The organism is Pseudomonas sp. NY15181, from assembly GCF_048068055.1.
Classification (GTDB): Bacteria; Pseudomonadota; Gammaproteobacteria; order Pseudomonadales; family Pseudomonadaceae; genus Pseudomonas.
Genome location: NZ_JBLUPT010000004.1, coordinates 132,363 through 156,445 on the forward strand (window position 1 = coordinate 132,363; position 24,083 = coordinate 156,445).

The 24,083-nt window shown below is 60.3% G+C and carries 22 protein-coding genes; 4 read left to right on the plus strand and 18 right to left on the minus strand.

Going from position 1 to position 24,083, the window contains the following annotated elements:
* Positions 1-98 precede the first annotated feature (98 nt).
* Complete coding sequence (locus ACNFBT_RS12330; protein ID WP_416749646.1) at positions 99-1,106, plus strand: helix-turn-helix transcriptional regulator; 1,008 nt, start codon at positions 99-101, stop codon at positions 1,104-1,106.
* 52 nt (positions 1,107-1,158) lie between these two features.
* Entirely contained in the window at positions 1,159-1,323 is a 165-nt protein-coding gene (locus ACNFBT_RS12335) for a hypothetical protein (protein ID WP_416749647.1), read from the plus strand.
* 532 nt (positions 1,324-1,855) lie between these two features.
* On the opposite strand, the gene ACNFBT_RS12340 is transcribed toward ACNFBT_RS12335, so the two are convergent.
* From ACNFBT_RS12340 to ACNFBT_RS12355, 4 genes are all read right to left on the minus strand, one after another.
* Positions 1,856-2,158, minus strand: coding sequence for a hypothetical protein (locus tag ACNFBT_RS12340; protein ID WP_416749648.1), 303 nt, complete (start codon positions 2,156-2,158; stop codon positions 1,856-1,858).
* Positions 2,159-2,272: 114 nt separating this feature from the next.
* Positions 2,273-2,944, minus strand: a complete 672-nt coding sequence (locus tag ACNFBT_RS12345; RefSeq protein WP_416749650.1) for a YceH family protein — start codon at positions 2,942-2,944, stop codon at positions 2,273-2,275.
* Between the two features lie 61 nt (positions 2,945-3,005).
* Entirely contained in the window at positions 3,006-3,761 is a 756-nt protein-coding gene (locus ACNFBT_RS12350) for a cache domain-containing protein (RefSeq protein ID WP_416749652.1), read from the minus strand.
* A gap of 131 nt (positions 3,762-3,892) precedes the next feature.
* Positions 3,893-4,603 carry a FadR/GntR family transcriptional regulator gene (locus ACNFBT_RS12355; RefSeq protein WP_416749654.1) on the minus strand — a complete coding sequence of 237 codons (711 nt, stop codon included), beginning with the start codon at positions 4,601-4,603 and terminating at the stop codon, positions 3,893-3,895.
* A 331-nt stretch (positions 4,604-4,934) separates the two neighbouring features.
* Here ACNFBT_RS12355 and ACNFBT_RS12360 point away from each other — a divergent pair, with 331 nt between their 5' ends.
* Positions 4,935-6,428, plus strand: coding sequence for an aldehyde dehydrogenase (locus tag ACNFBT_RS12360; RefSeq protein ID WP_416749656.1), 1,494 nt, complete (start codon positions 4,935-4,937; stop codon positions 6,426-6,428).
* Between the two features lie 117 nt (positions 6,429-6,545).
* Positions 6,546-8,030 (plus strand): APC family permease, encoded by a 1,485-nt coding sequence (locus tag ACNFBT_RS12365; RefSeq protein WP_416749657.1) that lies wholly within the window; start codon positions 6,546-6,548, stop codon positions 8,028-8,030.
* Positions 8,031-8,178: 148 nt separating this feature from the next.
* Here ACNFBT_RS12365 and ACNFBT_RS12370 read toward each other — a convergent pair whose 3' ends face one another.
* From ACNFBT_RS12370 to ACNFBT_RS12435, 14 genes are all read right to left on the minus strand, one after another.
* Positions 8,179-9,795: an aldolase catalytic domain-containing protein gene (locus tag ACNFBT_RS12370; RefSeq protein WP_416749659.1), complete on the minus strand. Its 1,617-nt coding sequence runs from the start codon at positions 9,793-9,795 to the stop codon at positions 8,179-8,181.
* Positions 9,792-11,642 (minus strand): hypothetical protein, encoded by a 1,851-nt coding sequence (locus ACNFBT_RS12375; protein ID WP_416749661.1) that lies wholly within the window; start codon positions 11,640-11,642, stop codon positions 9,792-9,794. Before ACNFBT_RS12375 ends, ACNFBT_RS12370 begins: the two co-directional genes overlap by 4 nt.
* Positions 11,643-11,690: 48 nt before the next feature.
* Entirely contained in the window at positions 11,691-12,965 is a 1,275-nt protein-coding gene (locus ACNFBT_RS12380) for a hypothetical protein (RefSeq protein WP_416749663.1), read from the minus strand.
* 35 nt (positions 12,966-13,000) lie between these two features.
* Positions 13,001-13,456 (minus strand): hypothetical protein, encoded by a 456-nt coding sequence (locus tag ACNFBT_RS12385; protein ID WP_416749665.1) that lies wholly within the window; start codon positions 13,454-13,456, stop codon positions 13,001-13,003.
* 19 nt (positions 13,457-13,475) lie between these two features.
* A complete protein-coding gene (locus ACNFBT_RS12390; protein ID WP_416749667.1) occupies positions 13,476-14,174 on the minus strand; it encodes an ABC transporter ATP-binding protein in 699 nt (232 codons plus the stop codon).
* The gene (locus ACNFBT_RS12395; protein ID WP_416749669.1) at positions 14,171-15,634 is read right to left on the minus strand and encodes an ABC transporter permease; all 1,464 of its coding nucleotides are present in this window, start codon (positions 15,632-15,634) and stop codon (positions 14,171-14,173) included. The genes ACNFBT_RS12390 and ACNFBT_RS12395 overlap by 4 nt, the downstream gene beginning before the upstream one ends.
* A 61-nt stretch (positions 15,635-15,695) precedes the next feature.
* Complete coding sequence (gene rfbC / locus ACNFBT_RS12400; protein WP_416749671.1) at positions 15,696-16,253, minus strand: dTDP-4-dehydrorhamnose 3,5-epimerase; 558 nt, start codon at positions 16,251-16,253, stop codon at positions 15,696-15,698.
* Positions 16,250-17,137 carry a glucose-1-phosphate thymidylyltransferase RfbA gene (gene rfbA, locus ACNFBT_RS12405; RefSeq protein ID WP_416749673.1) on the minus strand — a complete coding sequence of 296 codons (888 nt, stop codon included), beginning with the start codon at positions 17,135-17,137 and terminating at the stop codon, positions 16,250-16,252. Before rfbA ends, rfbC begins: the two co-directional genes overlap by 4 nt.
* A complete protein-coding gene (gene rfbD, locus ACNFBT_RS12410; RefSeq protein ID WP_416749675.1) occupies positions 17,137-18,036 on the minus strand; it encodes a dTDP-4-dehydrorhamnose reductase in 900 nt (299 codons plus the stop codon). Before rfbD ends, rfbA begins: the two co-directional genes overlap by 1 nt.
* The gene (gene rfbB / locus ACNFBT_RS12415; protein WP_416749677.1) at positions 18,033-19,103 is read right to left on the minus strand and encodes a dTDP-glucose 4,6-dehydratase; all 1,071 of its coding nucleotides are present in this window, start codon (positions 19,101-19,103) and stop codon (positions 18,033-18,035) included. Before rfbB ends, rfbD begins: the two co-directional genes overlap by 4 nt.
* 4 nt (positions 19,104-19,107) lie before the next feature.
* Positions 19,108-20,073 carry a glycosyltransferase family 2 protein gene (locus ACNFBT_RS12420; protein ID WP_416749679.1) on the minus strand — a complete coding sequence of 322 codons (966 nt, stop codon included), beginning with the start codon at positions 20,071-20,073 and terminating at the stop codon, positions 19,108-19,110.
* Between the two features lie 464 nt (positions 20,074-20,537).
* Positions 20,538-21,209 (minus strand): flavin reductase family protein, encoded by a 672-nt coding sequence (locus ACNFBT_RS12425; protein WP_416749681.1) that lies wholly within the window; start codon positions 21,207-21,209, stop codon positions 20,538-20,540.
* A gap of 17 nt (positions 21,210-21,226) precedes the next feature.
* Positions 21,227-22,735: an amidohydrolase family protein gene (locus tag ACNFBT_RS12430; RefSeq protein ID WP_416749683.1), complete on the minus strand. Its 1,509-nt coding sequence runs from the start codon at positions 22,733-22,735 to the stop codon at positions 21,227-21,229.
* Positions 22,732-23,931, minus strand: coding sequence for an amidohydrolase family protein (locus tag ACNFBT_RS12435; protein ID WP_416749685.1), 1,200 nt, complete (start codon positions 23,929-23,931; stop codon positions 22,732-22,734). The genes ACNFBT_RS12430 and ACNFBT_RS12435 overlap by 4 nt, the downstream gene beginning before the upstream one ends.
* Positions 23,932-24,083: the final 152 nt, after the last annotated feature.

A 24,083-nucleotide genomic window follows, 5' to 3' on the forward strand; every position in this document is an offset into this window, starting at 1 on the left:
CACTTGATGCCCCTCGCTATCGCCTTGCCATCTTTTGTTTATTATCTCCCCAGCTCGCGACAGCTTGTGTCGCGCCGTACAGACACTGGAGATCAGGGATGAATGAACTGAAGCGACGGCATGCACTGCTGAATATGCTGCCACCCAAGGCAAGCGCCGTGGATACGAATGCGCTCTACGAGCGCCTCAACGAGCAGGGAATGAGCATCAGCAAACGGACGCTTCAGCGCGATCTGGCGTGGCTGCTCGACGAATATGAGCTTCAGGTGCATCGGAAAGAAACGGGGCAAGGCTATCGCTGGTGGGCAACGCGCTCGCTGGCTCACCTCAACTTACTGCCCACTGACGCGATGAATCTGACCATGATCATGGATCACGCCTCCCGCTTCGGCATGCAGGCACAAGTCGACAATTTGGCGACCCTGCGAAATTACGCCAGATCGGTGCTAAAGGACGCACGACCAACTGAAGACTGGTCGAAGAAGATTATCAGCACGACCCGCTTCATCACCCTACATCCCGGTAGAGTGGATGCAACGGTACTCAGTACCTTGCAACAGTCCCTGCTAGATAACTGCTCTGTCGAAGCGCTCTACGTACCACGGGGAGCCCAAGAACCGAAGACCTATCGCCTGAAGCCCTTGGGGCTGTCGTATCAGGACTCCAACATCTACCTGTCCTGCGTATTCGAAAATCACCGGCCAACAGATCGCCCCAGGGCTCTTCCCCTACACCGCTTCGTCTCAGTCAAGACGATTTTCTATGACATCAAGGCGCCAGAGGCATACGACATCAACTCCATCGAAGCGCGCTATAGCCTGGTGGATCTGAAGTCCGATGCCTCGGTTGGTATTCGCCTTCGCCTGCGAAAAGAAATGTTCGAGCGCCTGGTAGAAAACCCGCTGACCGATGACCAACAGCTCGTTCAAGAGACCGACGATCGCTGGCTCATGACCGGGAGCCTGCTCCCCAGCCAGGGCCTCAAGCTGTGGCTACTGGGTCAAGGCGATTTGCTGGAGGTGCTGGAGCCTCTCGATATGCGAGATGACATTGCCGCCACCGCGTTACGCACTGCCGCTCTCTACGATAAAGCGACTGCGACATGAGGTGACGCAGGTCGAGCCGATACTGTCTCCGACGCCCATCAGGAGACGTGTCATGAAGACCTACAGCGCCTTTCTGCAACGTGTTAACCCGAATGCCGGACAAAAAGCCAACTTTACGGTGACCGTCCAGGCCGTCAGTTCGGAGATGGCTCGGGTAACGGCCGAAGCTCAATATCCGGGTTACAAGTGCGCTAGCGCCCCGGTTCAAGTGCGCTAAGACGCTGAGAACCTTGATCTGCATTGAACGCACATTCCACCCAGTCAGTTGAAAGAGACTTCCGGTCCACGTAACGCTCACGGCCATCGCGAATGAACACGGACTCCGAAGCGGAGCGGTGCAGTGGGATGGGTAGAGATGAGCGCACGCATGGCCAGGCATGCCCACTCAATGCGGGCATGCAAACGAGGTGTGCAGTGTCAGATTTTTCGAGCGCAAGAGCTGTCGGCGGACACCCTACCAACTGGATCAATACCCCTCAGATAGCGGCAGAATTTTCTGATACGAAATGAGAGAGAGCACGGCTCAAGCGGAGGGTAAGCAAGAGGTCAACGACCATTGCCACAGCCGATCAACAGGTTTGAGAAGCGAGGGAATCGTCATGCCCGGACCGACGCAGATCGTGGAGGGCACGTCAATCGCGCCTCTGTTGGGGAGCCGCGAGCCGGCTATTCGAATGCTTTCGAAAGAACAGGAGCCGGCGAGGTGGCAGCTGAAATGAGCGGTAGAAAAACTGCAGGCGAATAGAAAACTAGACGACCAAAGCTGCCCAGACCGCCCGGTGGGCGTCGGCCTCCACATCGATAGCTATCTCCTCCTGCCTCCGGCGAATACGCAAACGCTCTGCGCTGTAGAGCAAGGGACCGTCACCGTCCTCGGCGCCAAACGGGTCATCGATCAGCACGCCGCTGATCAGTCCCTGTCGAAACAGCTCACGAATGACCAACAGGTTTCGCTCACGATTGCCGCTCAGATCGTTCACGGTCTTCAAGTCGGTTTCCGAAAGCTGGCTGAGCACGGCGGTCAGCTGGGCCTGGGAGAAAGGACGACTCATGGTGAACTCCGGATTGAAACGGGTAATGCGGTGACTATCGAGACCGAATGTTAACGCTTGATTAGAGGGAGAGCAGGCCGACCAAAGTCGGTCGGCCTGTGGCGAATACCTGATTCAGTCCCGCGAGACGCCGAGCTCCAGCAGGGCAAGGCGCTCCTCCAGGGCGGCGATGCGGGCTTCCAGCTCGACCAGGCGGCCTTCGTCATGCCCACCGACGTCACTGCGCTCGCCGGAGCTGCGGCTGCCGCTGGCAGCGATGGCGGCCTCGCGGTCTTCCTCGGTGCCCAGCAGGTGCATGTAGCGGTCTTCGCGCTGGCCACTCTGGCGCTCCAGCTGCACAGCCATGCCGCGAGCGGCGAGGCGCTCGAGCTGATGGCGGACCTCCTCGGTATCGTCGAAGTCGTGCATGCGCTGGCTGCGGGTGAGCAGCTCGTTGAGGGTCTGCGGGCCGCGCAGGAACAGCAGGCCGAGCAGGATGACCTGCGGTTTGACCAGTTCCAGCGCCTTGTCCAGCCGCTGCTCCCAGCGGTCGGCGCGGCTGCCCATGACCAGGCGGGTCATCTGGCGCCCTTCAAGATGGCGCAAGGACTGGCCGACCTGCCCGGGTGTGAGGTTCATCACCGGGTCACGGCTGGTCTTCTGGTTGCAGGCGGTGACCAGGGAATTCAGGGTCAGCGGGTAGGCTTCGGGCGTGGTGAGCTGCTTTTCGATCAGGCACCCGATAACGCGGGCATCCACTGCACTCAAGGGTTCGAAGTCGGAGAGGGTGTCGAGCGACTGGCTCATGGCGGCATCCGTCGATGAGGGAACCGCCCTAGCCTAGCCGTTTACACGAGATTTGGCAGCTTCAGGCCGCACCGGCCAGTCGGCGGTTCAGCGGCCGCTCGATGACCGCCCAGTGGGAGAAGGATTCGGCCAGCTCCTGCTCGCGCCCCTGCGCATCTCGGCCCAGCGTGCGCCGGGCGAGGTCGCCGGTGAACCAGTTGGCGGTGTTGGCAGCCACCACGCGGCCTTCGCCGTTGACCACCAGGGCCTCGTGGCCCATCTGCATCAGGCTGCCCAGCAGCACGCCCTCGAACTCGTGCAGGGCGATGTCGGCGGCGGCCACGCCGATGAAGCGGCCGTCCACCTGGATCGGCACCGAGAAGGCAAGGATGTACAGGTCGGTGCCGTAGAGGTCGACGAAAGGCCCGACCACCGACGGCTGACCGCTGGCGCGCGGCCGCGAGAACCAGGGCATGTTGAGGTAGTTGTAGAAGTTCTCGCTGCGCCGGTTGAAGTTCAGGCTCATGGGCACGACCTTGTTGCCGCGGCCGTGATACCACCACTCCAGGTACATGTCCTGGTCGGCGAGCTCGCCCGGTTCGATCACCACGCCGGTACCGTGCAGGCGCGTGCCGTCGTCGGTGAGGTCGTGCTGGATGCGCGGACGCAAGACACCGAGGTCTTTCGAGGAAGGACGCTTGCCCTCCTCCGCCAGCGCGCGCCAGATCGCCACGACCTCGCCGGCCAGCTCGTCGAGACGCTGGAAAACGTTACGGATGGAAGCGTCGATGCGCTGGGCGCAGCGCTGGAGTTCATCCGTGGGTTGCTCGCTGGACATGACCGGGGGCCTCGCTGTTCTTGTTGCTGTTCTTGTTATTGGGCGGGCCAGAGAGGCCCGCTGGGTCTGTTCGGTGAGTCATTGCAGGCGCCCGTTCGAGCGCATCGTGAAAGCAGCAAGCACTGTGCCACTCAGCCGTCGTCGGCGAGCAGGCTCAGGCGCAGATTGATCAGACGCTTGATGCCACGAGTGACATGGGCTTCGGCCAGGGCGCCGGCCAGATTGGAGTCGCCCGCGCTGATGGCTTCGAGTATGGCGCGATGCTCCTGTTCGACGGCCGCAGCGCCGGGGAAACCTTCCACCGGCAGCCACAGCCATTCGCCGATTTCCGCCTGCAGGCGCGTCTCCGCGTGGGTGAGGCGCACGGACTGGGCGGCAACGGCGATCTCGATGTGGAAGCGCGCATCCGCGCGACGCTGCTCCTGGCGTGTGCCGGCATTGGCGAGCGCATCGAGGTACTGGGTAATGCGCGCCTGCTCATCAGACGTGGAGCGCTGGGCCGCCAGACGCGCAGCAGCGCCAGCGATGGCGACGTGTTCATCCCCCAGGTCCCGCAACTCCAGGGCACTCATCTGGCGCAACTGGCCGAGCAAGGCGTCCTCGGACGTGTGCTGCGGCGAGCAAACGAAGCTGCCGCCGTTGCGCCCACGCCGGGTCTCGATCACTCCGCGTTCGCGCAGCTCAGCCAGGGCATCGCGCAGGGTCACGGTGGCGACGCCGAACTGCATCGCCAGCTCGCTTTCGCTGGGCAGTTGTTCGCCTTCGGCATAGAGACCGAGGTCGACCATTTCCACCAACCGGCGCGCAACTTCCTCGGTGCGCCCTTCCTGGCGCAGGCGCATGAAACTGGCTGGGCGGACTTTCCTGAATTCGTTCATAGGCAGCAGTGCGAGGAGCGCGGACGCTTCCTGCGCGAGAAATTCCTGTTCTGGCGTTGATGGCGAGTCTACCTGTCAGCTGGGCTGCGGCCTCGCTCAAAACTATGTCTCCATATTTTTAAATCGATTCCCGCAGTTTCAGCAAGGTATTTCCGCGCAAAAACCCCTTTATACCGCTCGTTTTTCGACCTGTATTGGCAATCGCCGATTCATAAGATATGGTTTTAAATGTATTAGCCCGAGACGGTCTGCGAACCGTCCCCGCCAACAACAGCAAGAACGAGGAGCGATACGCATGAGCCAGCCAACCCGCGCCGAATGGGAAGCCCGCGCCAAGGCCCTGAAAATCGAAGGCCGCGCCTTCATCCAGGGCGAGTACCTTGCCGCCGCCTCCGGCGACACCTTCGATTGCATCAGCCCGGTGGACGGCCGCCTGCTGGCCAAGGTCGCCAGTTGTGATGCCGCTGACGCCGAACGCGCCGTGCAGAGCGCCCGCGCCACCTTCGATTCCGGCGTCTGGTCGCGGGAAGCGCCTGCCGCGCGCAAAGCCGTGATGATCCGCTTCGCCGCGCTGCTGGATGAGCACGCCGAGGAACTGGCGCTGCTGGAAACCCTGGACATGGGCAAGCCCATCGGCGACTCGCTGAACGTCGACCTGCCGGGCGCCGCCGACTCCCTGCGCTGGAGCGGCGAAGCCATCGACAAGGTCTACGACGAAGTGGCCGCCACCTCCCATGACCAACTCGGCCTGGTCACCCGCGAGCCGGTCGGCGTGGTCGCCGCCATCGTGCCGTGGAACTTCCCGCTGATGATGGCTGCCTGGAAACTCGGCCCGGCCCTGGCGACCGGCAACTCGGTGATCCTCAAGCCGTCCGAGCGCTCGCCGCTCACAGCCATCCGCATCGCCCAGCTGGCCATCGACGCAGGCCTGCCGGCCGGCGTGCTGAACGTGCTGCCCGGCTACGGCCACACCGTCGGCAAGGCCCTGTCCCTGCACATGGACGTGGACACCGTGGTCTTCACCGGCTCCACCAAGATCGCCAAGCAGCTGATGGTCTATGCCGGCGAATCGAACATGAAGCGCGTCTGGCTGGAGGCCGGCGGCAAGAGCCCGAACATTGTCTTCGAGGACGCCCCGGACCTTCAGGCCGCCGCCGAATCCGCCGCCGCCGCGATCGCCTTCAACCAGGGCGAAGTCTGCACCGCCGGCTCGCGCCTGCTGGTGCAGAAGTCCATCAAGGCGAAGTTCCTGCCGCTGGTGGTCGAAGCGCTGAAAGGCTGGAAAGCCGGCCACCCGCTGGACCCGGAAACCAACGTCGGCGCCCTGGTCGACGGCCGTCAGCTGGAGCAGGTACTGGGCTACATCCAGGCCGGCCAGGACGAAGGCGCGAAGATTCTCACCGGCGGCAAGCGCGTGCTTGAGGAAACCGGCGGGACCTACGTCGAGCCGACCCTGTTCGACGGCGTGAGCAACGCCATGAAGATCGCCCGCGAGGAAATCTTCGGCCCAGTGCTCTCGGTCATCGAGTTCGAGGACGCCGAGGAAGCCATTCGCATCGCCAACGACACCCCGTACGGGCTGGCGGCGGCGGTATGGACCCGTGACATCTCCAAGGCCCACCTCACCGCCCGCGCCCTGCGCGCCGGCAGCGTGTGGGTGAACATGTACGACGGCGGCGACATGACCGCGCCCTTCGGCGGCTTCAAGCAGTCGGGCAACGGTCGCGACAAGTCGCTGCACGCCTTCGACAAGTACACCGAGCTCAAAGCCACCTGGATCAAGCTGTAACCGACCAGGGCCTGAGGTTTGAAGGAAGACGGCGCGCGGCCAGGTCCCGCGCCGAACAATAACAACAACGCTTTCCGTTGCACTGCCGACGCGAAAACCTCAAACAGGACAACCACGATGAATAGTCCGATCCAGCCAGGCATTGCCCTGGACCGCGACGCGGAACAGCTCCGCGCGCTGGGTTACACCTCGAATTTCGAACGCAGCATGACCCTGTGGCAGAACTTCGCCTTGGGCTTCACCTACCTCTCGCCGGTGGTCGGTGTGTACACCCTGTTCGGCCTGTGTCTGGCCGCAGGCGGTCCTCCGATGTTCTGGTCCTACCTGCTGGTGGGCATCGGCCAGATGCTGGTGTGCCTGATCTTCTGCGAAGTGGTCTCGCAGTTCCCCATCTCCGGCGGCGTCTATCCCTGGGCGCGGCGCCTGGTGGGCAAGCGCTGGGCGTGGATGGTCGGCTGGATCTACTCGATCTCCCTCTGCGTGACCATCGCGGCCGTGGCGCTGGGCGCGGGTCCCTACATCGCCACCCTGCTCGGCTTTGAATCCAGCCCGGTCACCAACACTATGGTCGCGCTGGCGCTGACCCTGATCGCCACCCTGCTCAACCTCAGCGGCACCAAACTGCTCGCCCGCGTGGCCATGTTCGGCTTCCTCTGCGAACTGATCGGCGCGCTGGTAATCGGCGGCTACCTGCTGATCTTCGAGCGCCACCAACCGCTGTCGGTACTGTTCAACACCTTCGACATCCGCATCGATGGCGACTACTGGCCGGCGTTCCTCACCGCCTCGCTGGCGGGCATGTTCCTCTACTACGGCTTCGAAGCCTGCGGTGACGTCGCCGAGGAAACCCCCAACCCCAGCCGGCGCATTCCCAAGGCCATGCGCATGACCATCTGGATCGGCGGGGGCGCCTCGATGTTCGCCGCCCTGGCGCTGATCCTCGCGGTACCGGACATGCAGGCAGTGATCTCCGGAGCCGACAAGGACCCGATGACCACCATCCTCGACAACGCCTTCGGCGTCACCGGCGCGCGTCTGGTGATGGCGGTGATCATCGTCTCCTTCGTCTCCTGCGTGCTCAGCCTGCAGGCCGCGGCCAGCCGCCTGCTTTACTCCTACGCCCGCGACGAGATGGTAATGGGCAGCGGCCTGCTCAAGCGCCTGTCGCCCAACACCCATGTGCCGACCGCCGCGCTGATCGTCTGCGGCGTGGTGCCCAGCGCCATCGTGTGCGCCGGCTTCTACCTGCAGAACGCCATCGCCATGGTGGTGAGCTTCGCCGCCATCGGCATCTACCTGTCGTTCCAGATGATCGTCGGTGGCGCCCTGTTCGCCCGCATGCGTGGCTGGAAGCCGAGCGGCGCCTTCACCCTGGGCAACTGGGGCTGGATCGTGAACATCCTGGCGCTGACCTACGGCGTGCTGGCGATCGTCAACATGTCCTGGCCGCGCACGCCGGATGCGCCCTGGTACCTGAACTACGGAATCGTCCTGGTGGGCGGCATCGTGATCGCACTGGGCCTGGCCTACATGACGCTGTTCCGCCCATACGACAAGGGCACCGCGCCCCATGGCGATGCGTGGAAGCTGCACAAGCAGTAAGCGTTTGAGCAAAACGAAAACGCCCGGCAGGATGCCGGGCGTTTTTTAACCCCTTGGAAACAAGGGCCTGTCGAGAATGAGGTGTCAGCGACCTGCCTGGAGCCGGCTTTGCCCGGTGGAGACATGCAGGGCACCCACACCCTTCATTTCAACTATCCATCGCGTAAACCGATTTAGCCTTCAACGTATAGCGGGAAGGAGTGACGGCGCACAACTCCAAGTCCGGCATTGCCTCCGCAAATGTATTCAGTACCTGCTGGACTTCCTGGCTTCGGGGATCGTCCGCACCGTAGCCATCGAACCCAGCCAGATAAACCACCGGCGCCTTGCCGCTCGCGGCGACTGCCAGGGCATAGGCAAATACCAACAGCGTCGGCAGAGTGCAGTGATGCTCACTGACTTCAAGCGTATTGCCTTTTATGCAGATACCGAAATCAAGCACCTGCTTGTCGCCCAGTGCTGCTTTTACATTTTCCGGCAACATGCTGGCCGGCGTAATGAGCGGTTGCGGCAGCATTGTATGCTGCTGGCAGTCAGCAAGGAGCCTGACCGGATGACAAGCCACGCGAGCATCGATCAGTGCCGAATCGATCGTTGATTGGGTATTGAGAGCCATGACGAAGGGATTGGCCTTGCGGATATAGGCCTCCAACGCCAACTTGTGGTCAGACACACCGGGCCCGGTACCCAATAAAAGAACCTCTCGCCCCCCCAACAGACTCTCGGGCGACCAGGCACCGCGTGGGGGGCCTTTGTAGAAGTTCCTTGCTGCGTCCAAAGTGTTCGCACTGAACCGCTTGCCACCCTCTAGCTTCAGGTGATTGATCACGGCGAACACATCTTCCACGCTGTAACGCGAATCCGCCAACATCTCCTGGATGTAGGTAGGGTGGATGCCATATTTACCCGCCAGGTAATAATAGGCATTGGTGCCCCAACCACACTCATGCTGAAGAGGCTTGAAGTAGCTATCAATAAGCGCCATCAGCGGCACCAGATTTACCTGATCGCCTCCACGGTCTCCCAACTCGAGCAGCAGAAACTCCGTCTTGGCATTTCCCGGACCACGTCCCATGCCGGTGACCGTCGCATCGAGCCATTCCACGCCAGAATTGGCTGCGCACAGAGTATTGGCCAGTGCATGCCCCATATTGTCATGGGTATGAATACCCATCGGGCCTTTCCAGTACTCCCGGAACCAGCCGATCACCTCAGCAACATCGTCAGGGCTCATGCTGCCCATGCTGTCGGCAAAATAGAGTACATCCAGCGGCCATTCGCTGGCCTGCCTGGCAAGCGCCTCGATTTCAGGCTGTTGGCGATCAGCCACCTGCATCAGGTTGAAGCCGACGGTGAACCCTCTCGCCTTGAGCCAGGCAGCCGCCGGCAGCGATCGCTCGAACTCATGGACGTGGCAGGCAATGCGTACCAGCGAAACTGGGCTGGTGTCTGCACCTTCCGGGAACAGACGAGCCAGAGTCAATTCAAGCGACGTGTCGCCGGATAGAAGCTCAACGGCGTTGATCATGACCGCCACAGTCAAGGCGTCGGGGATGTTCAAGCTGCGAAGATAGGCATCCGTAGTGAATGCGCTCGCACCTTTGAACGCCTTGTTATTGAGCGAGCGCAACCCGAGCTCGACGATTTGAACATTAGCCGCGACCATCGCGTGGAGGTAACTTTGCACAACCTCGGGGGGGAAGTTCCAGTTGTTGTAATAACCACCATCACGTAGTGTGCAATCGATAACTGTGCAAGTCTTCATACCGAAACCCCGAGTAAGATGTCGCGAACTTCCTTGTAGACTACGCGCCAGTCGAGACTGTAACTGATGAAATCCATCCGTCGCCCGGCTATATCGGGTTGATCGACGATCAGCGACTTGTCCACCAGGCGCGTACGCTTGCGAATGTGGTAATCGACATCGATCATTTGCGTGTTCAAGTGTGCAACCCCCGGACAACCCGCAAATCGGGCCACATGCAGCCCGCCGGTCCCCGAATTTCCAACGTAGACGTCAGCGCACTTGCCGAAGAAAATTTTCTGCACGCTGTCTGCGCCAACGACGCTGAACACTCTGATGCCGGGGTCGAGTTGAGCAACGATCTTCTCCACCACGCCACTGTCCTTTGCAGTCTCTTCAAGATCCCTGGCTGTGGGGTGAAGGGGAGAGGTCCAACCATCAAATACAACACCAACATTCGGGTAGGACTTCTTCAATTCCGTCAACAGGCCAACGGCCGCCTCTACCTGCTCGATCCAGGAACGTTTCTCAACTGTGATGCCGAACCAGACCAGCGGATAACACGACAGCAAGTCTATAGGTGCATTTGCCTGCTGTTGGCTAAACTGCTGTCTCGAATAAGTATTGAACTCACTATCAAACCGCGATGTACTCTTCAACCGCCCTTGGTCAAACACCATGCCCACATGAAAATAGAAACCACGCTCAATCACATTGCGCGACCACAGCTCATCAGGCGTCAATCGACACTCAACTGCATCGAGCTTATATAAATCTTTGAATGAGCAAAAATCGCCGCCCGCATAATAAACAACCTGCGCAACATTCTTTAGAACACCAGCCTGATTCAAGTCACTCATCGCCGGAGCCACATCGTAATAAAAGTGGTAAGGACGGGCGTGCGAAGCAATTACTCCGAGGAAACGTCTACTACCGAAACTGTACTCAGCAACACGACTCAAGTTCCTGATAAATCTATAAACGAAATTTTTCACCTGTGCGGAGTTGACATGATGAGCAAGCACAATAGCGCGCCGAGTCGGAAAATAGAGCGCATCGGCAGAACCAACATGCTGAAACAGGAAGAAGACTTCCCCTGTCGATGAGAGAAACTTCAGTACGTTTATCTGATCGCTAAAAAGATAGCTCTCGTCCGAGAAGGCCATACCATAGCCAAATGGATCGGGAACAATGACAGCACCTTTAGTCAATGCAGACTGCACCGCATCAATGCAAAACTCTTCTCGGGTTACGTATTGCAAAAATCCTCGGCATCGCTCCAGGCCCGCAATGTCCATGCCCCTGAGAATGTCCTTGGTCAGATACTCTCCTGTTTGTTCAAAGAGCAAAGCTTGCAACATCGTATCATCAAGACGATCTAACTGATTGACTGACACTCCAGCATCTGGTTCAAGCTGCTTGCCATGGCAATAAGCAGACCAAATTTGCGCCACGCCATTGGCATCGATACCCGTAGGTTTCAAATTGATTGTTTTCCAAAGGTACTCGATCCCATTGAGCTGAAGCGAAACGAGCGTGGGCTGATCGAACTGCATATCGACTTCAATACTAAAGCCGCACTTCAACTGTGGATGACCAACCTGCGAAGCGTCGTCAACACCTAGTACCCTTCGGATTACGTCACGCCGCTCTATGGTAAGCTCTCGAATTATCTCACTATTGCCGCTACGAATTACCATATTCGCCGGACCTGCAGCATCAGTGGTCAAAACCCAGCCGGAAATTAATAACTTTCCAGTACACAACTGCCGGTCTCGGGGAAAATCCATGCATGAGTTAGCTATTGCGCCCACCCCTTCCACGGCGACGTCATCATGCACTGAAATCTCCACCAGTTCCGATATCACAATGTTTCTCCAGCCGCAGTGAATAAATGGACCCTTAGCCCGTTTTGATCAGATCAATCCCCGCTCGAACGCAGCACGCTTCCAACCGAAAAGGGTGTTGCGCCCAAAGGGTCTGGCATACATCAGCCGGCGGAACCTGACGGCTTGCTCTTCCCCCAGATCATCGGAAATGATTTCCACGTCGCGCACCGAGAACGCGCCACGGTACAGGCCATCCAACTTGATAAACGGCAAGCCGATGCGGTGCAGGAAGATACCGTTCTGGTGAACTTGCGAACCTTTGATGAAAAAGTCGAGGAATGCATACAGCGCCTCGCTTCTCAGAGACTCGGCCAGCGCGTCGCCGACGTGTTCGCCACCAATCACGCTGGCACCGATGAATCGGCTGAAGTCATCGATGCTTTCTGCATAGTGCACAGGCAGGCTCTCGAGCTTCTCCAGTTCGCTGCCTTCGAGGTTGACACCTATCAGGCTGGCCGTGTTGTGCAGGTATTTGGCCACGATTTTCTCGGATATATGGCCGAACGAGAAACTGCGAAACTCCGGATTGACGTCCTCCCGAACCAGCGCATGGATGCCATTGAGGACCTCGGGGTTGGCCCTGAGGTACGCTGACGCCGCAGCGACATCATATTGGGCGCGGAAGTTCTCCGGCGAGCTGACGCAAGAGCGCAGCGTCTTGGACAACTCCATTTCCCCCCGTTTGATCACCAGCGGGCGAACATCGGAGCACTTGTATTTGGCCCAATACTTGCGCAATTTAGGGTGTCGCAGAACGGTACCGGCAAAGGCAATGCAGAACGACCCAAGGTGGTGCTCGATTTCGAAGTTCTCCGTGCCGCCCAGTGCCTCGACAGGCGAATCGAACATGTCCTTGAGGAATGCACAGTTCTTCAGTTCGCTGTAGAAGACGCTGTCATTGAGCATCAATAACCGCGGGCACTGCTCGGCAAGCCCCTGCTTGTACAGGTAATTGAAACCCGTCTGGTAGCTCCCGAAATCACGCCCGAAGTTATGCTTCTCGATGTAGCAATCGATGACATCGCCGTACTGTGCAGGACTTCCAATCTTCAGCGTGTTAACACACAGAACGTAAATTCCCTGACGCTTGGCGCTGGCCAGCAGGCTCAGGATGTCCTGGCGGATCTCGCCCTTTTCGAACAGCGCAATCAAGAGAATCTTTTCGCCCTGATAAGGATTAGCAAAAACCACCTTATCTTTCTTGCCGATGCTCTTCAGCCTGTTCAGCTCCGATTGCAACGATACATAGGCATAGGCCGCCGGATAGAGCAGGCGGTTTTTGACATTCTGCAGGATACCCATCCTAAATTTCCTTCAGCCAAACTTCCGGGCCGTTATCAGATGAAAATCAAGTTCTTCTTGATATCGCACTGTACGGTGCGCTTGCCTTCGGACATCTTCACCATGATGCTATAGATGCCGTGCGGCAACGCCGAGGCGTCGGCAACGAGCTGAAAACCAGCGTTCCTGATATCTTCCTTCTTGTAGGCCTTGGCCACATCAGGGCGTTCATCACGCTTGCTTCCCGGGAAGTTATAGGCATTACCCTGACTATCCTTGAGCACAACCTCTACATTCGAAGGCGCGGTCATAGTGCCCCTGTCGAACGCCCAACCGCGCATACTTAACTGTCCTGGCGTCAATCGCACCAAAGTTTCCTGATTGCCGTTGATTAGATCCAAGTGACAGGTATGAGTTGACGTTATCACTGCGACGGCCTCAGCCTCGTCGGAACCGCAACCCGTCATGGCCAACGCGAGCGAAAACGGAATCAAATAAACGAACGACTTCATACACTCCCTCAAAAAACAATTATTTCGCACGAACTATTTCGTCATAAATCGATAGTACTTCATTTACCGATCCGCCGGTAATGACATGCCCATCCTGCAAGATCACGCAACGATCACATAGGTTTTCTATTTGACTTCTTGAGTGCGAGACCAGTACGACCGTCTGCCCCGAGGCAATCTTCTGCATCATGGTACGCTCGGCTTTCTTCCTGAAACCGGCGTCCCCGACACTCAACACTTCATCGACTAGCAGAACATCGGGACTTATGGTCGTACTAATGGCAAAACCGAGGCGTGAGGCCATGCCTGTGGAGTAATTACGGACCGGCTCGTTGAAATAATCACCGAGCTCGGAATACTCCTTTATTTCATCAAGCCGTTGCAGAATTTGCTTTTTGGTATATCCCAGCAGCATGCCGCCAAAGATGGCGTTGTCCCGCCCACTGAGATTGCTGTCGAAGCCGGCCTGCAGAGCCAGCAGGGAGACCGAGGCACCATGGTTCGTCAGACTGCCGCTGTCCGGCTTCAGCGCGCCGGACATGATTTTCAGCAGCGTGGATTTTCCCGCGCCATTCATACCAAGCACGCCAAGTGTTTCGCCGGCATAGACATCGAGGTTGATGCCGCGCAACGGCTCGAAGTAGCTCGCTCGCCCACCTTGCCCAACCAGCTTGAAACGGACACCGACATCCTGTAGTGAGAGGAATGTCTTGCTCATGACATCCCTCTGCGCACGAAATTGCGCCGCTGATGCTTGTAGACCGCTGCCACCACCAGGCCCACAGAGAGTGCCACGGCCAGCACGTATGCCAAGTTAGCGCCAGCGGGCGCCTGGCCCTGAAGTATCACTTCGCGATAAGCCGCAATGACCAGGGTCATGGGGTTAAATTCGACCCAATGACCGATGGTGCCGGAGAGGGTCTGGTACTGGTAGATGACGCCGGACAGGAACATCAACAGCATCAAGCCGGTGCCGACCAGGTTGGCCAGATCACGCACTATGCTCACTACTGCGGCGATCAGCATGCCCAGAACAATAGTGAGTGCGAACTGCACCAGGATTATCACGGGCAAGTACAACAAGGCCCAACTGAGCGTCTTCGGATCGGTCGCCATCCCCAGCAATAGCAACAGCAACAACGCCGGCAGTTGTTTGAGAGTTGACTGCACGACACTGACCAACGGAAAAAAGGCTGGAGGCACATTGCTGTTCAGCATCAGCGACTGCCCGCCCAGGATGCTCGTTGCACACGTCGAGATTGCCTTGCTGAACCACATCCACGGCACCAGGCCGCAGAGCAGGAACAACCCATAGTTTTCGACGCCGGCGTTGAGCAGCTTGCCGAACAGGAAATAGTAGATCACCAGGTGCAGCAGTGGCTCGATGACCACCCAGGCATGGTTCAGGTGTGTCCTTGCGGCCTCGGACTTGAGGTTCAATATTGCCTTGGTGAACACCAGCCCCATGAGGTTGAGCCCATGCCCACGCTGGACGCCGCCGCGACGCGCAGGCTCTGCCTGCACCGAGGGCGCCACTGCGTTCAAGATCTCGGGACCGTATTGCGAAGCCAGGCGATAACGGCGGGCAGTCACCAGATCACCCTGCATTTTGCAGGCGTTGGCAATCTGCAAATAACCACGGGCGTAATCCGGCTTCAGCTCGATCACACGCCGCCAACGTTGTTTTGCCTGTTCCCAATCACCGAGCTTTTCGGCAAATTCAGCCGTCTGGATTGCCGGTTCGGAGCGCTCGGGAGCATTCTCCTGGGCCAACTGATTGAGGGTCTGGGCTTGCGCATGGTCGCCGCGGCGCATTTCAAGGTCGGCCGTCTGGCACAACAGCTGCCACTGGTCCCCCAGTAGCTGACGTCCCTGCATCAGGAACTCAGCCTCTTGCCGCAGATCGCCCTGCAGGCGCGCCCACTCGGCACAGATCAACCAGGTGGCCGCATGCTGGGCAAAGCACATCCGCGCGTGCCCCAGTAGCTCATCGGCAGCCGCGTATTGCCCTTGGCGCATCAGACTGACAGCCCCTTGCAACCAAGGTGCGGGATGGCCGCTGTACTGCTGACGAAAAGCCTGCCAAAGCGTTGCGGCCTCGACCCAGCGTTTCTGACGCATTGACTCCATTGCCAGCTCGAACGCCTGCGCAGGAGAGAGATTTTCGATCTGAGTCATATAGTGAAGTACGCAAAACGCAGGGCGAGCGCCCTGCGTCTGATCGACCGATACCTTCGTTTCAGCTTTCCAAAGACTCGAACACGTCCGCCTCAGCCAACTGCTTGCCCAACTGATCCTTCGCCGACAGCTGCGGCTCGCCTTCGAACGGCCATTGGATACCAATCCGCGGATCGTTCCAGGCAATGCAACGCTCATGCGCCGGGGCGTAGTAGTCGGTGGTCTTGTAGAGGAACTCGGCGGTTTCGGAGAGCACCACGAAGCCATGGGCAAAGCCTTCAGGCACCCACAGCTGATGCTTGTTCTCGGCAGACAGGTGGGCACCGACCCATTGACCGAAGGTCGGCGAGCCGCGACGGATATCCACGGCCACATCGAACACTTCGCCCTGCACCACGCGCACCAGCTTGCCCTGGGGCTGCTGCATCTGATAATGCAGGCCGCGCAGCACGCCCTTGACCGAACGCGAGTGATTGTCCTGGACGAACGTCACAGGGCGTCCGACCACTTCGTCGAAAACCTTCTGGTTGAAGCTCTCGAAGAAGAAGCCGCGCTCGTCGCCAAATACCCGGGGTTCGAACAGCACCACGTCCGGGATGGCCATCTGGATCGCTTTCATCCGTAGATCGTCTCCTGAAGCAGGCGCTTGAGATACTGGCCATAACCGTTCTTCAGCATTGGTGCCGCGAGGTCTTCCAGTTGCTGCGAGGTAATCCACTGCTGACGGAAGGCCACCTCTTCGGGACAGGCGACCTTCAGGCCCTGGCGATGCTCGATGGTTGCGATGTAATGGCTCGCTTCCAGCAGCGAGTCGTGGGTCCCGGTGTCCAGCCAGGCGTAGCCACGGCCCATGATCTCCACCGACAGGTTTGCCTGCTCCAGATAGATCCGGTTGACATCCGTGATCTCCAGTTCGCCACGTGCGGAGGGCTTGATGCTCTTGGCGATTTCCACAACCTGCTGGTCGTAGAAATACAAGCCGGTAACGGCATAGTTGGACTTGGGTTGTAGCGGCTTTTCTTCCAGGCTGATGGCCTTGCCCTGGTCATCGAACTCGACCACACCGTAGCGCTCGGGGTCGGTCACGTGGTAGGCGAATACGGTAGCGCCCTGCTCACGCGCGGAGGCGCTTTCGAGCAATTCACTGAAATGGTGGCCATAGAAAATGTTGTCGCCCAGCACCAGTGCCGACGGGTCGTTGCCGATGAATTGCTCGCCAATCAGGAATGCCTGGGCCAGGCCGTCCGGCGACGCCTGCACCGCGTAGGAGATATTCACACCCCAGCGATGGCCGTCACCCAGCAGTTGCTCGAAGCGCGGCGTGTCCTGCGGCGTGGAGATGATCAGGATGTCGCGGATTCCGGCCAGCATGAGTGTGGTCAGCGGATAGTAGATCATCGGTTTGTCGTACACCGGCAGCAATTGCTTGGAGATCGACAGGGTTGCCGGGTGCAGCCGGGTGCCCGACCCGCCGGCCAGGATGATTCCTTTACGTTTGCTCATCATTGCTTCTCGATAATTTCCTTCAGCATCCGTGCTACCCCGAGTTGCCAATCGGGGAGATTCAGCGAAAAGGCCTTTTGCAGTTTTTCGGTATTCAGGCGGGAATTCGCCGGGCGCTTGGCGGGTAGTGGGTAGGCATCTGTGTCTAGCGCGTTGACGGCCTCGGCCGTCACTTTCAACTCGACGCCCGCCGCAGCGGCCTGCTCGAGGACGAAACGGGCATAGCCACACCAGCTGGTCTCGCCGCCCGCGGCCAGGTGGTACAACCCGACCAGCGCGGGGTCACGCCGGGTCGCAAGGATGGCGTGTGCGGTGACATCGGCGATCAGCTCGGCGCCGGTGGGTGCACCGAACTGATCGTCGATCACACCCAAGGCGTCGCGCTCTTTCGCCAAGCGCAGCATGGTCCTGGCGAAATTGCTGCCGCGGGCGGCGTAGACCCAACTGGTGCGGAAGATCAAGTGCTGACAGCCAGTCGCCTGGATTGCCTGCTCGCCAGCCAGCTTGCTCTGGCCGTAGACATTCAGTGGTGCGACATCGTCGACTTCACGCCAGGGCGTCTGGCCATGACCGGGGAACACATAGTCAGTCGAGTAATGCACCAACAACGCATCGCTGCGAACGGCGAACTCGGCCATCACGCGCAGCGCCTCGGCATTCACCCGCTGGGCCAGCAGCGGCTCGGATTCAGCCTTGTCCACAGCGGTATAGGCCGCCGCATTGACGACAACGTCCGGCGCATAGCGCGCCAGCGTCCCGGCCAGTCCCTCAAGGTCGGCCAGGTCGCCGCAATAGTCGGCGCTGCGCGAGTCCAGCGCGAGCAGCTCTCCCAACGGCGCCAGGCTGCGCTGAAGCTCCCAGCCCACCTGGCCATTCTTGCCCAGCAGGAGGATTTTCATGCGCTGCGCTCGGAGTAGTTCTTCTCTACCCATTCGCGATACTGGCCGGACTGCACGTTCTCGACCCAGGCCTGGTTGGCTAGGTACCACTCGACCGTCTTGCGGATGCCGGTCTCGAAGGTTTCGGCCGGTTTCCAGCCTAGCTCGCGTTCGAGTTTGCGAGCGTCGATTGCGTAACGGCGGTCATGGCCAGGGCGATCGGTAACATAGGTGATCTGCTCGCTATAGCCCTTGCCGTCAGCACGCGGGCGCAGCTCATCCAGCAGCGCGCAAACACGATTGACGATTTCCAGGTTGGGCTTTTCATTCCAGCCACCGACGTTGTAGACCTCACCGACCACGCCAGCCTCGAGCACTCGGCGAATGGCGCTGCAATGATCCTTCACATACAGCCAGTCGCGAATCTGCTGGCCATCGCCGTATACCGGCAGCGCCTTGCCCGCCAGGGCATTGACGATCATCAGCGGAATGAGCTTTTCCGGGAAGTGATAAGGACCGTAGTTGTTCGAGCAGTTGGTGGTGAGCACCGGCAGGCCGTAGGTGTGGTGATAGGCCCGGACCAGATGGTCGCTCGCGGCCTTGCTCGCCGAATATGGGCTGTTCGGTTCGTATTGGTGCTGCTCGGTGAATGCCGGAGCGTCGATGGCCAGCGAACCATATACTTCGTCAGTCGAGACATGCAGGAAGCGGAACTTTTCCTTTTCATCGTCCTCCAACCCATTCCAGTAGGCACGTACCGCCTCGAGCAGGCGGAATGTCCCGACAATGTTGGTCTGGATGAAATCTTCCGGGCCGTGGATGGAGCGATCGACGTGGGATTCAGCCGCAAAATTGACGATAGCCCGCGGGCGGTGCTTGCTCAGCAACGTCTGCAGCAGCGAACTGTCGGCAATGTCGCCATGCACGAAGACGTGCCGCTCATCGCCCTCCAGGCTGGCGAGGTTTGCCAGGTTGCCCGCGTAGGTCAGCTTGTCCAGGTTGATGACGGTCTCATCCGACTGGGCGATCCAGTCGAGCACGAAGTTGGCGCCGATGAAACCGGCACCACCAGTTACCAGAATTGTCATGTGATCAGATCTTTTTCAGTAGTATCGCGAGAAGCAATCCAAGGTTGCCCAGAAGCGTTTGCCGGTGCAGTCCGGCCTTCAGGATGCAGGCGATCCGGCCAGGCAGGCGTCGTTTGCGTGCAACCTTGAACAGCTTGAGAGTCTTGCGGTGGTCCTTGTTCAGCCGATGGCTCATCGACTCAAGAGCCCGAATGTTCTGAGCGCTCCACTCGTAGAAGCGCCCTTGGAGGACCATGGCCAGGCGCCGGAGGCGAGCGCACCAATCCGAGTTGCTGCCGATCACGTTCTTGCCATGCTGCCGGTAGAACACCCGAGGCTGCGGATCGTAATGAACGACGCCTCCCGCCCCGCTGATCAGCTGGTAGCACCACCAGTCGTGGGAAGGCACGCTCAAGTCGGCACCGGCCTCCATGATCAGCGCCCGTGCAGCCTGATTAAACACCATGGTGTTGCCGCCCCCAATGCTCTGCACCAGGGCGTTCTTGAAATGCGGCGGAAGCGAAAAGTTCGGTGACAACCCGAGAGGGATCCCCTCTTCGCAGATGATCTGAGTACGCCCGCAGTAAAGCGCAGGCACCTCCGATGGAATGTTGCGCAGCCAGTCGACCGCGACCTGCAGCTTTTCGGCGCTCCAGATATCGTCCTGATCGGACCAGGCAAAATAGTCCGCCACGATATCGGCCCGACACGTCAGGGAAAGGAAGTTACGGGCAAAGCCTGCCTGCGGCCCACCGACGACCCTGAGTCTGTGATCGCCCCACACCTCGGCATAAGTCCGCAGTACCGCGTGCGTGCCATCCACCGAACCGTCGTCGGAAACGTGCAGCGACCAGTTGCGATACGCCTGCTGCTCGAATGAATTGAGCTGCTGGGCGAGGAACTGGGCACCGTTGTAAGTGCACATGAGAATAGCGACAAGGGGAGTTTCCGGGAGACTGAGCTCTCGGGAAAACGCCTGGCTGCTCGGCATGTCGACGCCAGGAGGCTGGAATAGCACCGCCACTGATCTTCGTCCCTGAATAACACTCGCCGAAGCGAGCTGTCCTCTAAATAAGCACCATCAAAAAGCCACTACACAAAACGCGGGCAAGGTTAGCACGGCCTCAGAAAATTCTTAAGAACTCGTTAAGAAACCGTGAAAGCCTCAGATATTTTTACCCCCACTACCAGGCCCGAGCCTTCTTCTGAAAAATACGGAAAAATCTCGAAAATACCGATAAATATCGTTAAAAATTAATAAAATAACGACTATTCCAAGGGTAGATTTTCTGATAACCGCTCGTCTGATTCCTCCTGAGCGACACGAGACGTGTCATATCTTGTGACAACGCCAGCGATAAGCAAGCCGCCCTCGGACGCGCTAACATGGCCAAGTAGACAACCTCTGCGAGCGGGCGCCGCGTGCAGTCGCGGACATGGCCCACGCCTGCAAGATCAGGCCAGTTCTCCGGACTGAACCCAGAGACGCTCTCCCGTGCCAGGAGCCTCCACCCACTGCTTCAACGAACGCGTCGGCAGATCGAAATACTCCCGTGTGCGCGCATAACCATGCCCACCCATACGCCCGATGGCATCGAGGCCTAGCTGGTCGATGTAGAGCGTCGCCGGGTCGATCAAGTCGTCGCGCACATGGGCCATCAGCACTTCACCGAGGATGATCTCCCGCGACTGGCCGATGGACAGTGCCATCATCCGCCGGCACTCCAGCGCTACCGGCGCCTCGCCGATCCGCGGGCAACCGACTCGGGTGCCAGGGATGGCGGTGAGGCCGGCCGCGACCAGTTCGTCGAAACCCGGCTCGAAAGGCACTGCGCAGACGTTCATGGCTTCCACCAGTGCATCGGAGACGATGTTCACGGTGAACTCCTGGTTGTGACGGATGTTCAGCGTGGTGTCCTTGGGGCTGAGGTCGCTGTAGTTTTCCACGCCCAGGGCAAGGATCGGCGGGTCGGCCGAAAGTGCGTTGAAGAAGCTGAAGGGCGGGGCATTGGCACGGCCCTGCGGGTCGATCGTAGTGACCAGGGCGATGGGCCGGGGCACCACGCTGCCGATGAGGATCTTGTATTTCTCGCGGGCGGACAGCTGCTGGAAGTCGAAGCTGAGCATGGGGTGATCCTTCAGGCTTAGGTTTCCAAAAGACGGTTCGGTGCGTGGGCGTCGAGCAGGGGTGCGTCGGCGCTGTAGGCGTCGGCAAAGGGAATCGCGGAATGGAACAGCGTGCGCCACGGCGGGTTGCCGAAGGCGCGCTCGGCGTGGTGTTGCATCTGCTTCTGGAACAGGGTGTCGGCGCGGTGCTGCAGGTCGGCGTAATCGCTACCGATCACCTGGCCGTCCTGCATCACGCTGCGACCGTCGATGAAGCTGGCAATGCAGTCGTCGCCACAACCGGCGGTGAACAGGTTCTTCAGCGGGTCGAAGAACGGCCCCTGGTGGAAGGCTCCGAGGCGGAACACGGTGATGTCCGCGCGAGCGCCGGGGGCGAGGCGGCCGAGATCGTCGCGACCCAGCGCCCGGGCGCCGCCCAGGGTCGCCGCGTTGTAGAGGTCGAGCATGCGCGTGTGTTCTGCATCGCCCTCCTTCACCCGCGCGATGTTCAGGCCCTGGCGCAGGTTGTCGAGCATGTCCGCCGGGAAGGTGTCGGTGCCCATGGCAAGGTTGATGCCGCGTGCGCGGTAACTGCCGAAGGAGTCCAGCGCGTCGCCTTCGCGGGCGAACACCACAGGGCAGTGCACCAGGCTTGCACCCGTGTCCGCGAGACGCTGCAACTCGTGCTCACCGCTGTGCAGGATGCCGTGGGGCAGCACGCTGCGCGGATTGAGCAGGCCGTAGCTGTCCAGCCATTGCAGCGACGAGGTATCGCGCAGTCGGCGCACCAGCTCCACTTCGTAGCGCGACTGGCAGCAGTGCAGGCGCAGCGGTGCACTCAGTTCGCGCTGGACGGCGGCGGTGCGCTCCAGCAAGGCGGGCGTGCAGGTTTCGATGCGGTCGGGCAGCAGCGCGCCGCGCACCAGTCCGTTGTGGGCACCGTCGAAATCACGGAAGAAGCGCTCGGCTTCGCGCAGCCCCGCAAGGCCGGCGGCTTCGTCCCAATGCTGCGCCGGGCTGCCGTCGGCGCAGGCGTAGGTCATGCCGCTCATGTAGCAGGGGCCGAGGTAGGTGCGCAGGCCGAGTTCGCCGGAGAGCGCGGCGACCCCGGCAAATTCGTCGTAGTGCTCGGCCCAGCGCCGGTAGTACATCGAGGTGATCGGCATTGCCGTGGTGATGCCATTGCGGATCAGCTGGGTGAAGGCGTAGCGGTACTTGAACAGTTCCTCGTCCGGGCTGTAGCAGTCGGTCGGCCCGGCGCGCAGGTAATCCTCGGACCAGACACGGCCCATGTTCCACTCGGCGCCGTTGTCCAGGGTGAGCACCGTGGAGTCGAGATCGCCGAGGGCGTCGAGGTCGATGAAGCCGGGGCCGATCAGCGCGTGGCCGTAGTCGATCCACTGGCTGACTTCGCCGGGAAAGCCGCGCCCAACGAAAACGATTTTCCCTCCCTCGAACACCACTTCGCCATGGCGCCACAGCACGTGCTGCCTGCCGTCGAAGCCGACGACGAAGCTGGCTTTCAGGCCGATGCGTGGAGCACTCACAGACGCGACTCCAGCAGGCGACCATTCTCGGCAATCAGCTTGCCGGCCTTGAATACCTGGCGCTGCGCCGGGCGCGCGACCACGGCTTCGCCGAGGGTCTGCACCGGCAGCAGGAGGAAGTCCGCCGCTGCGCTGACATCGATACGCGCCGGCTCGCGGCCCAGCGCGCGGGCGCCGTTGGCGGTCGCGGCGCCGAAGGCGGCGGCGAGGTCGTCGTCCTTGCACAGGTCGAAGCGGAAGGCGAGGAGCATGGCGCGTTCGAGCATGTCGCCGTTGCCCATGGGAGACCAGGCATCGCGGATGCCGTCGCTGCCCAGGCACAGGTTCACGCCGGCTTCGCGCAGGGCGAGGAACGGCGGCACCGGGGTATCGGCTGGCGCGGAGCTCATCAGGGAAATCTTCAGTTTGGCGAGACGATCTGCCAGCGGCTTCACCTGCTCCCAGGGCGCCATGCCCAGGCAGTAGGCGTGGCTGATCATGACCTTGCCCTGCAGGCCGTGGCGTTCGGTGTAGTCGGCGATGCGGGCGATCTGCCAGAGGCCCAGCTCGCCCTTGTCGTGCAGGTGGATGTCCACGCCACGACCGAACTCAACCGCCAGGCCGAAGACGATATCGAGCTGGGCGATGGGGTCGTCGTCGATGCCGCAGGGGTCGAGACCGCCGACGTTTTCCACCCCCATCTGCAGGGCTTCGCGCATCAGTTCTGCGGTGCCCGGGCGGCTCACCAGGCCGGTCTGCGGGAAGACCACGAACTCCATGTCGATCAGGTCGGCATAGCGCTCGCGCAGCACCATCATGGCCTCGACGTGACGCAGGCCCAGTTCGGGGTCGATGTCGACGTGGCAGCGGAAGGTCAGCGAGCCGCGGGCGATGCACTGCTCCAGCAGCGCGCCGGCACGGGCGGCGATGGGCGCCTCGATCTCACGCAGCACGCGGCGCTCGTTGGCGATGTAGTCCTTGAGCGTGGGGCCGGCGCTGTTGGGGCGCCAGGGTTGGCCCCAGAGGGTCTTGTCCAGGTGGCAGTGGCTTTCCACCAGCGGCGGCAGCAGGAGCTGGCCGGCGCCGTCGATGTCGCCGGATTGCGGCGCAGTGTTGCTCGCGGGGCGGCGCTCGGCGATGCGGCCGTCACGGATGAGGAAGTCTGCCGCTGCGTTGCCCAGCGGACGGATGTTGCGCAGCCAGTAGCTGTCGGTCATGGGGACCTCGAAATCGATTGGAAACTCCAAGAGCGGCGGCTTCCGTCGGGAAACTCAGTGCCGATGCATTCCCCCTCACCCCAGCCCTCTCCTTCAGGGAGAGGGAGCAGTACGTGCCGGCTGACGCCTGGGTTTCATCCTGCACCGACCGG

Excerpts from the sequence above, each read along its gene's own strand:
- ACNFBT_RS12330 (WP_416749646.1), top strand. The coding sequence starts at position 99 with ATGAATGAACTGAAGCGACGGCATGCACTGCTGAATATGCTGCCACCC.
- ACNFBT_RS12335 (WP_416749647.1), top strand. The coding sequence starts at position 1,159 with ATGAAGACCTACAGCGCCTTTCTGCAACGTGTTAACCCGAATGCCGGA.
- ACNFBT_RS12340 (WP_416749648.1), bottom strand. The coding sequence starts at position 2,158 with ATGAGTCGTCCTTTCTCCCAGGCCCAGCTGACCGCCGTGCTCAGCCAG.
- ACNFBT_RS12345 (WP_416749650.1), bottom strand. The coding sequence starts at position 2,944 with ATGAGCCAGTCGCTCGACACCCTCTCCGACTTCGAACCCTTGAGTGCA.
- ACNFBT_RS12350 (WP_416749652.1), bottom strand. The coding sequence starts at position 3,761 with ATGTCCAGCGAGCAACCCACGGATGAACTCCAGCGCTGCGCCCAGCGC.
- ACNFBT_RS12355 (WP_416749654.1), bottom strand. The coding sequence starts at position 4,603 with ATGCGCCTGCGCCAGGAAGGGCGCACCGAGGAAGTTGCGCGCCGGTTG.
- ACNFBT_RS12360 (WP_416749656.1), top strand. The coding sequence starts at position 4,935 with ATGAGCCAGCCAACCCGCGCCGAATGGGAAGCCCGCGCCAAGGCCCTG.
- ACNFBT_RS12365 (WP_416749657.1), top strand. The coding sequence starts at position 6,546 with ATGAATAGTCCGATCCAGCCAGGCATTGCCCTGGACCGCGACGCGGAA.
- ACNFBT_RS12370 (WP_416749659.1), bottom strand. The coding sequence starts at position 9,795 with ATGAAGACTTGCACAGTTATCGATTGCACACTACGTGATGGTGGTTAT.
- ACNFBT_RS12380 (WP_416749663.1), bottom strand. The coding sequence starts at position 12,965 with ATGGGTATCCTGCAGAATGTCAAAAACCGCCTGCTCTATCCGGCGGCC.
- ACNFBT_RS12385 (WP_416749665.1), bottom strand. The coding sequence starts at position 13,456 with ATGAAGTCGTTCGTTTATTTGATTCCGTTTTCGCTCGCGTTGGCCATG.
- ACNFBT_RS12390 (WP_416749667.1), bottom strand. The coding sequence starts at position 14,174 with ATGAGCAAGACATTCCTCTCACTACAGGATGTCGGTGTCCGTTTCAAG.
- ACNFBT_RS12395 (WP_416749669.1), bottom strand. The coding sequence starts at position 15,634 with ATGACTCAGATCGAAAATCTCTCTCCTGCGCAGGCGTTCGAGCTGGCA.
- rfbC (WP_416749671.1), bottom strand. The coding sequence starts at position 16,253 with ATGAAAGCGATCCAGATGGCCATCCCGGACGTGGTGCTGTTCGAACCC.
- rfbA (WP_416749673.1), bottom strand. The coding sequence starts at position 17,137 with ATGAGCAAACGTAAAGGAATCATCCTGGCCGGCGGGTCGGGCACCCGG.
- rfbD (WP_416749675.1), bottom strand. The coding sequence starts at position 18,036 with ATGAAAATCCTCCTGCTGGGCAAGAATGGCCAGGTGGGCTGGGAGCTT.
- rfbB (WP_416749677.1), bottom strand. The coding sequence starts at position 19,103 with ATGACAATTCTGGTAACTGGTGGTGCCGGTTTCATCGGCGCCAACTTC.
- ACNFBT_RS12420 (WP_416749679.1), bottom strand. The coding sequence starts at position 20,073 with ATGCCGAGCAGCCAGGCGTTTTCCCGAGAGCTCAGTCTCCCGGAAACT.
- ACNFBT_RS12425 (WP_416749681.1), bottom strand. The coding sequence starts at position 21,209 with ATGCTCAGCTTCGACTTCCAGCAGCTGTCCGCCCGCGAGAAATACAAG.
- ACNFBT_RS12435 (WP_416749685.1), bottom strand. The coding sequence starts at position 23,931 with ATGACCGACAGCTACTGGCTGCGCAACATCCGTCCGCTGGGCAACGCA.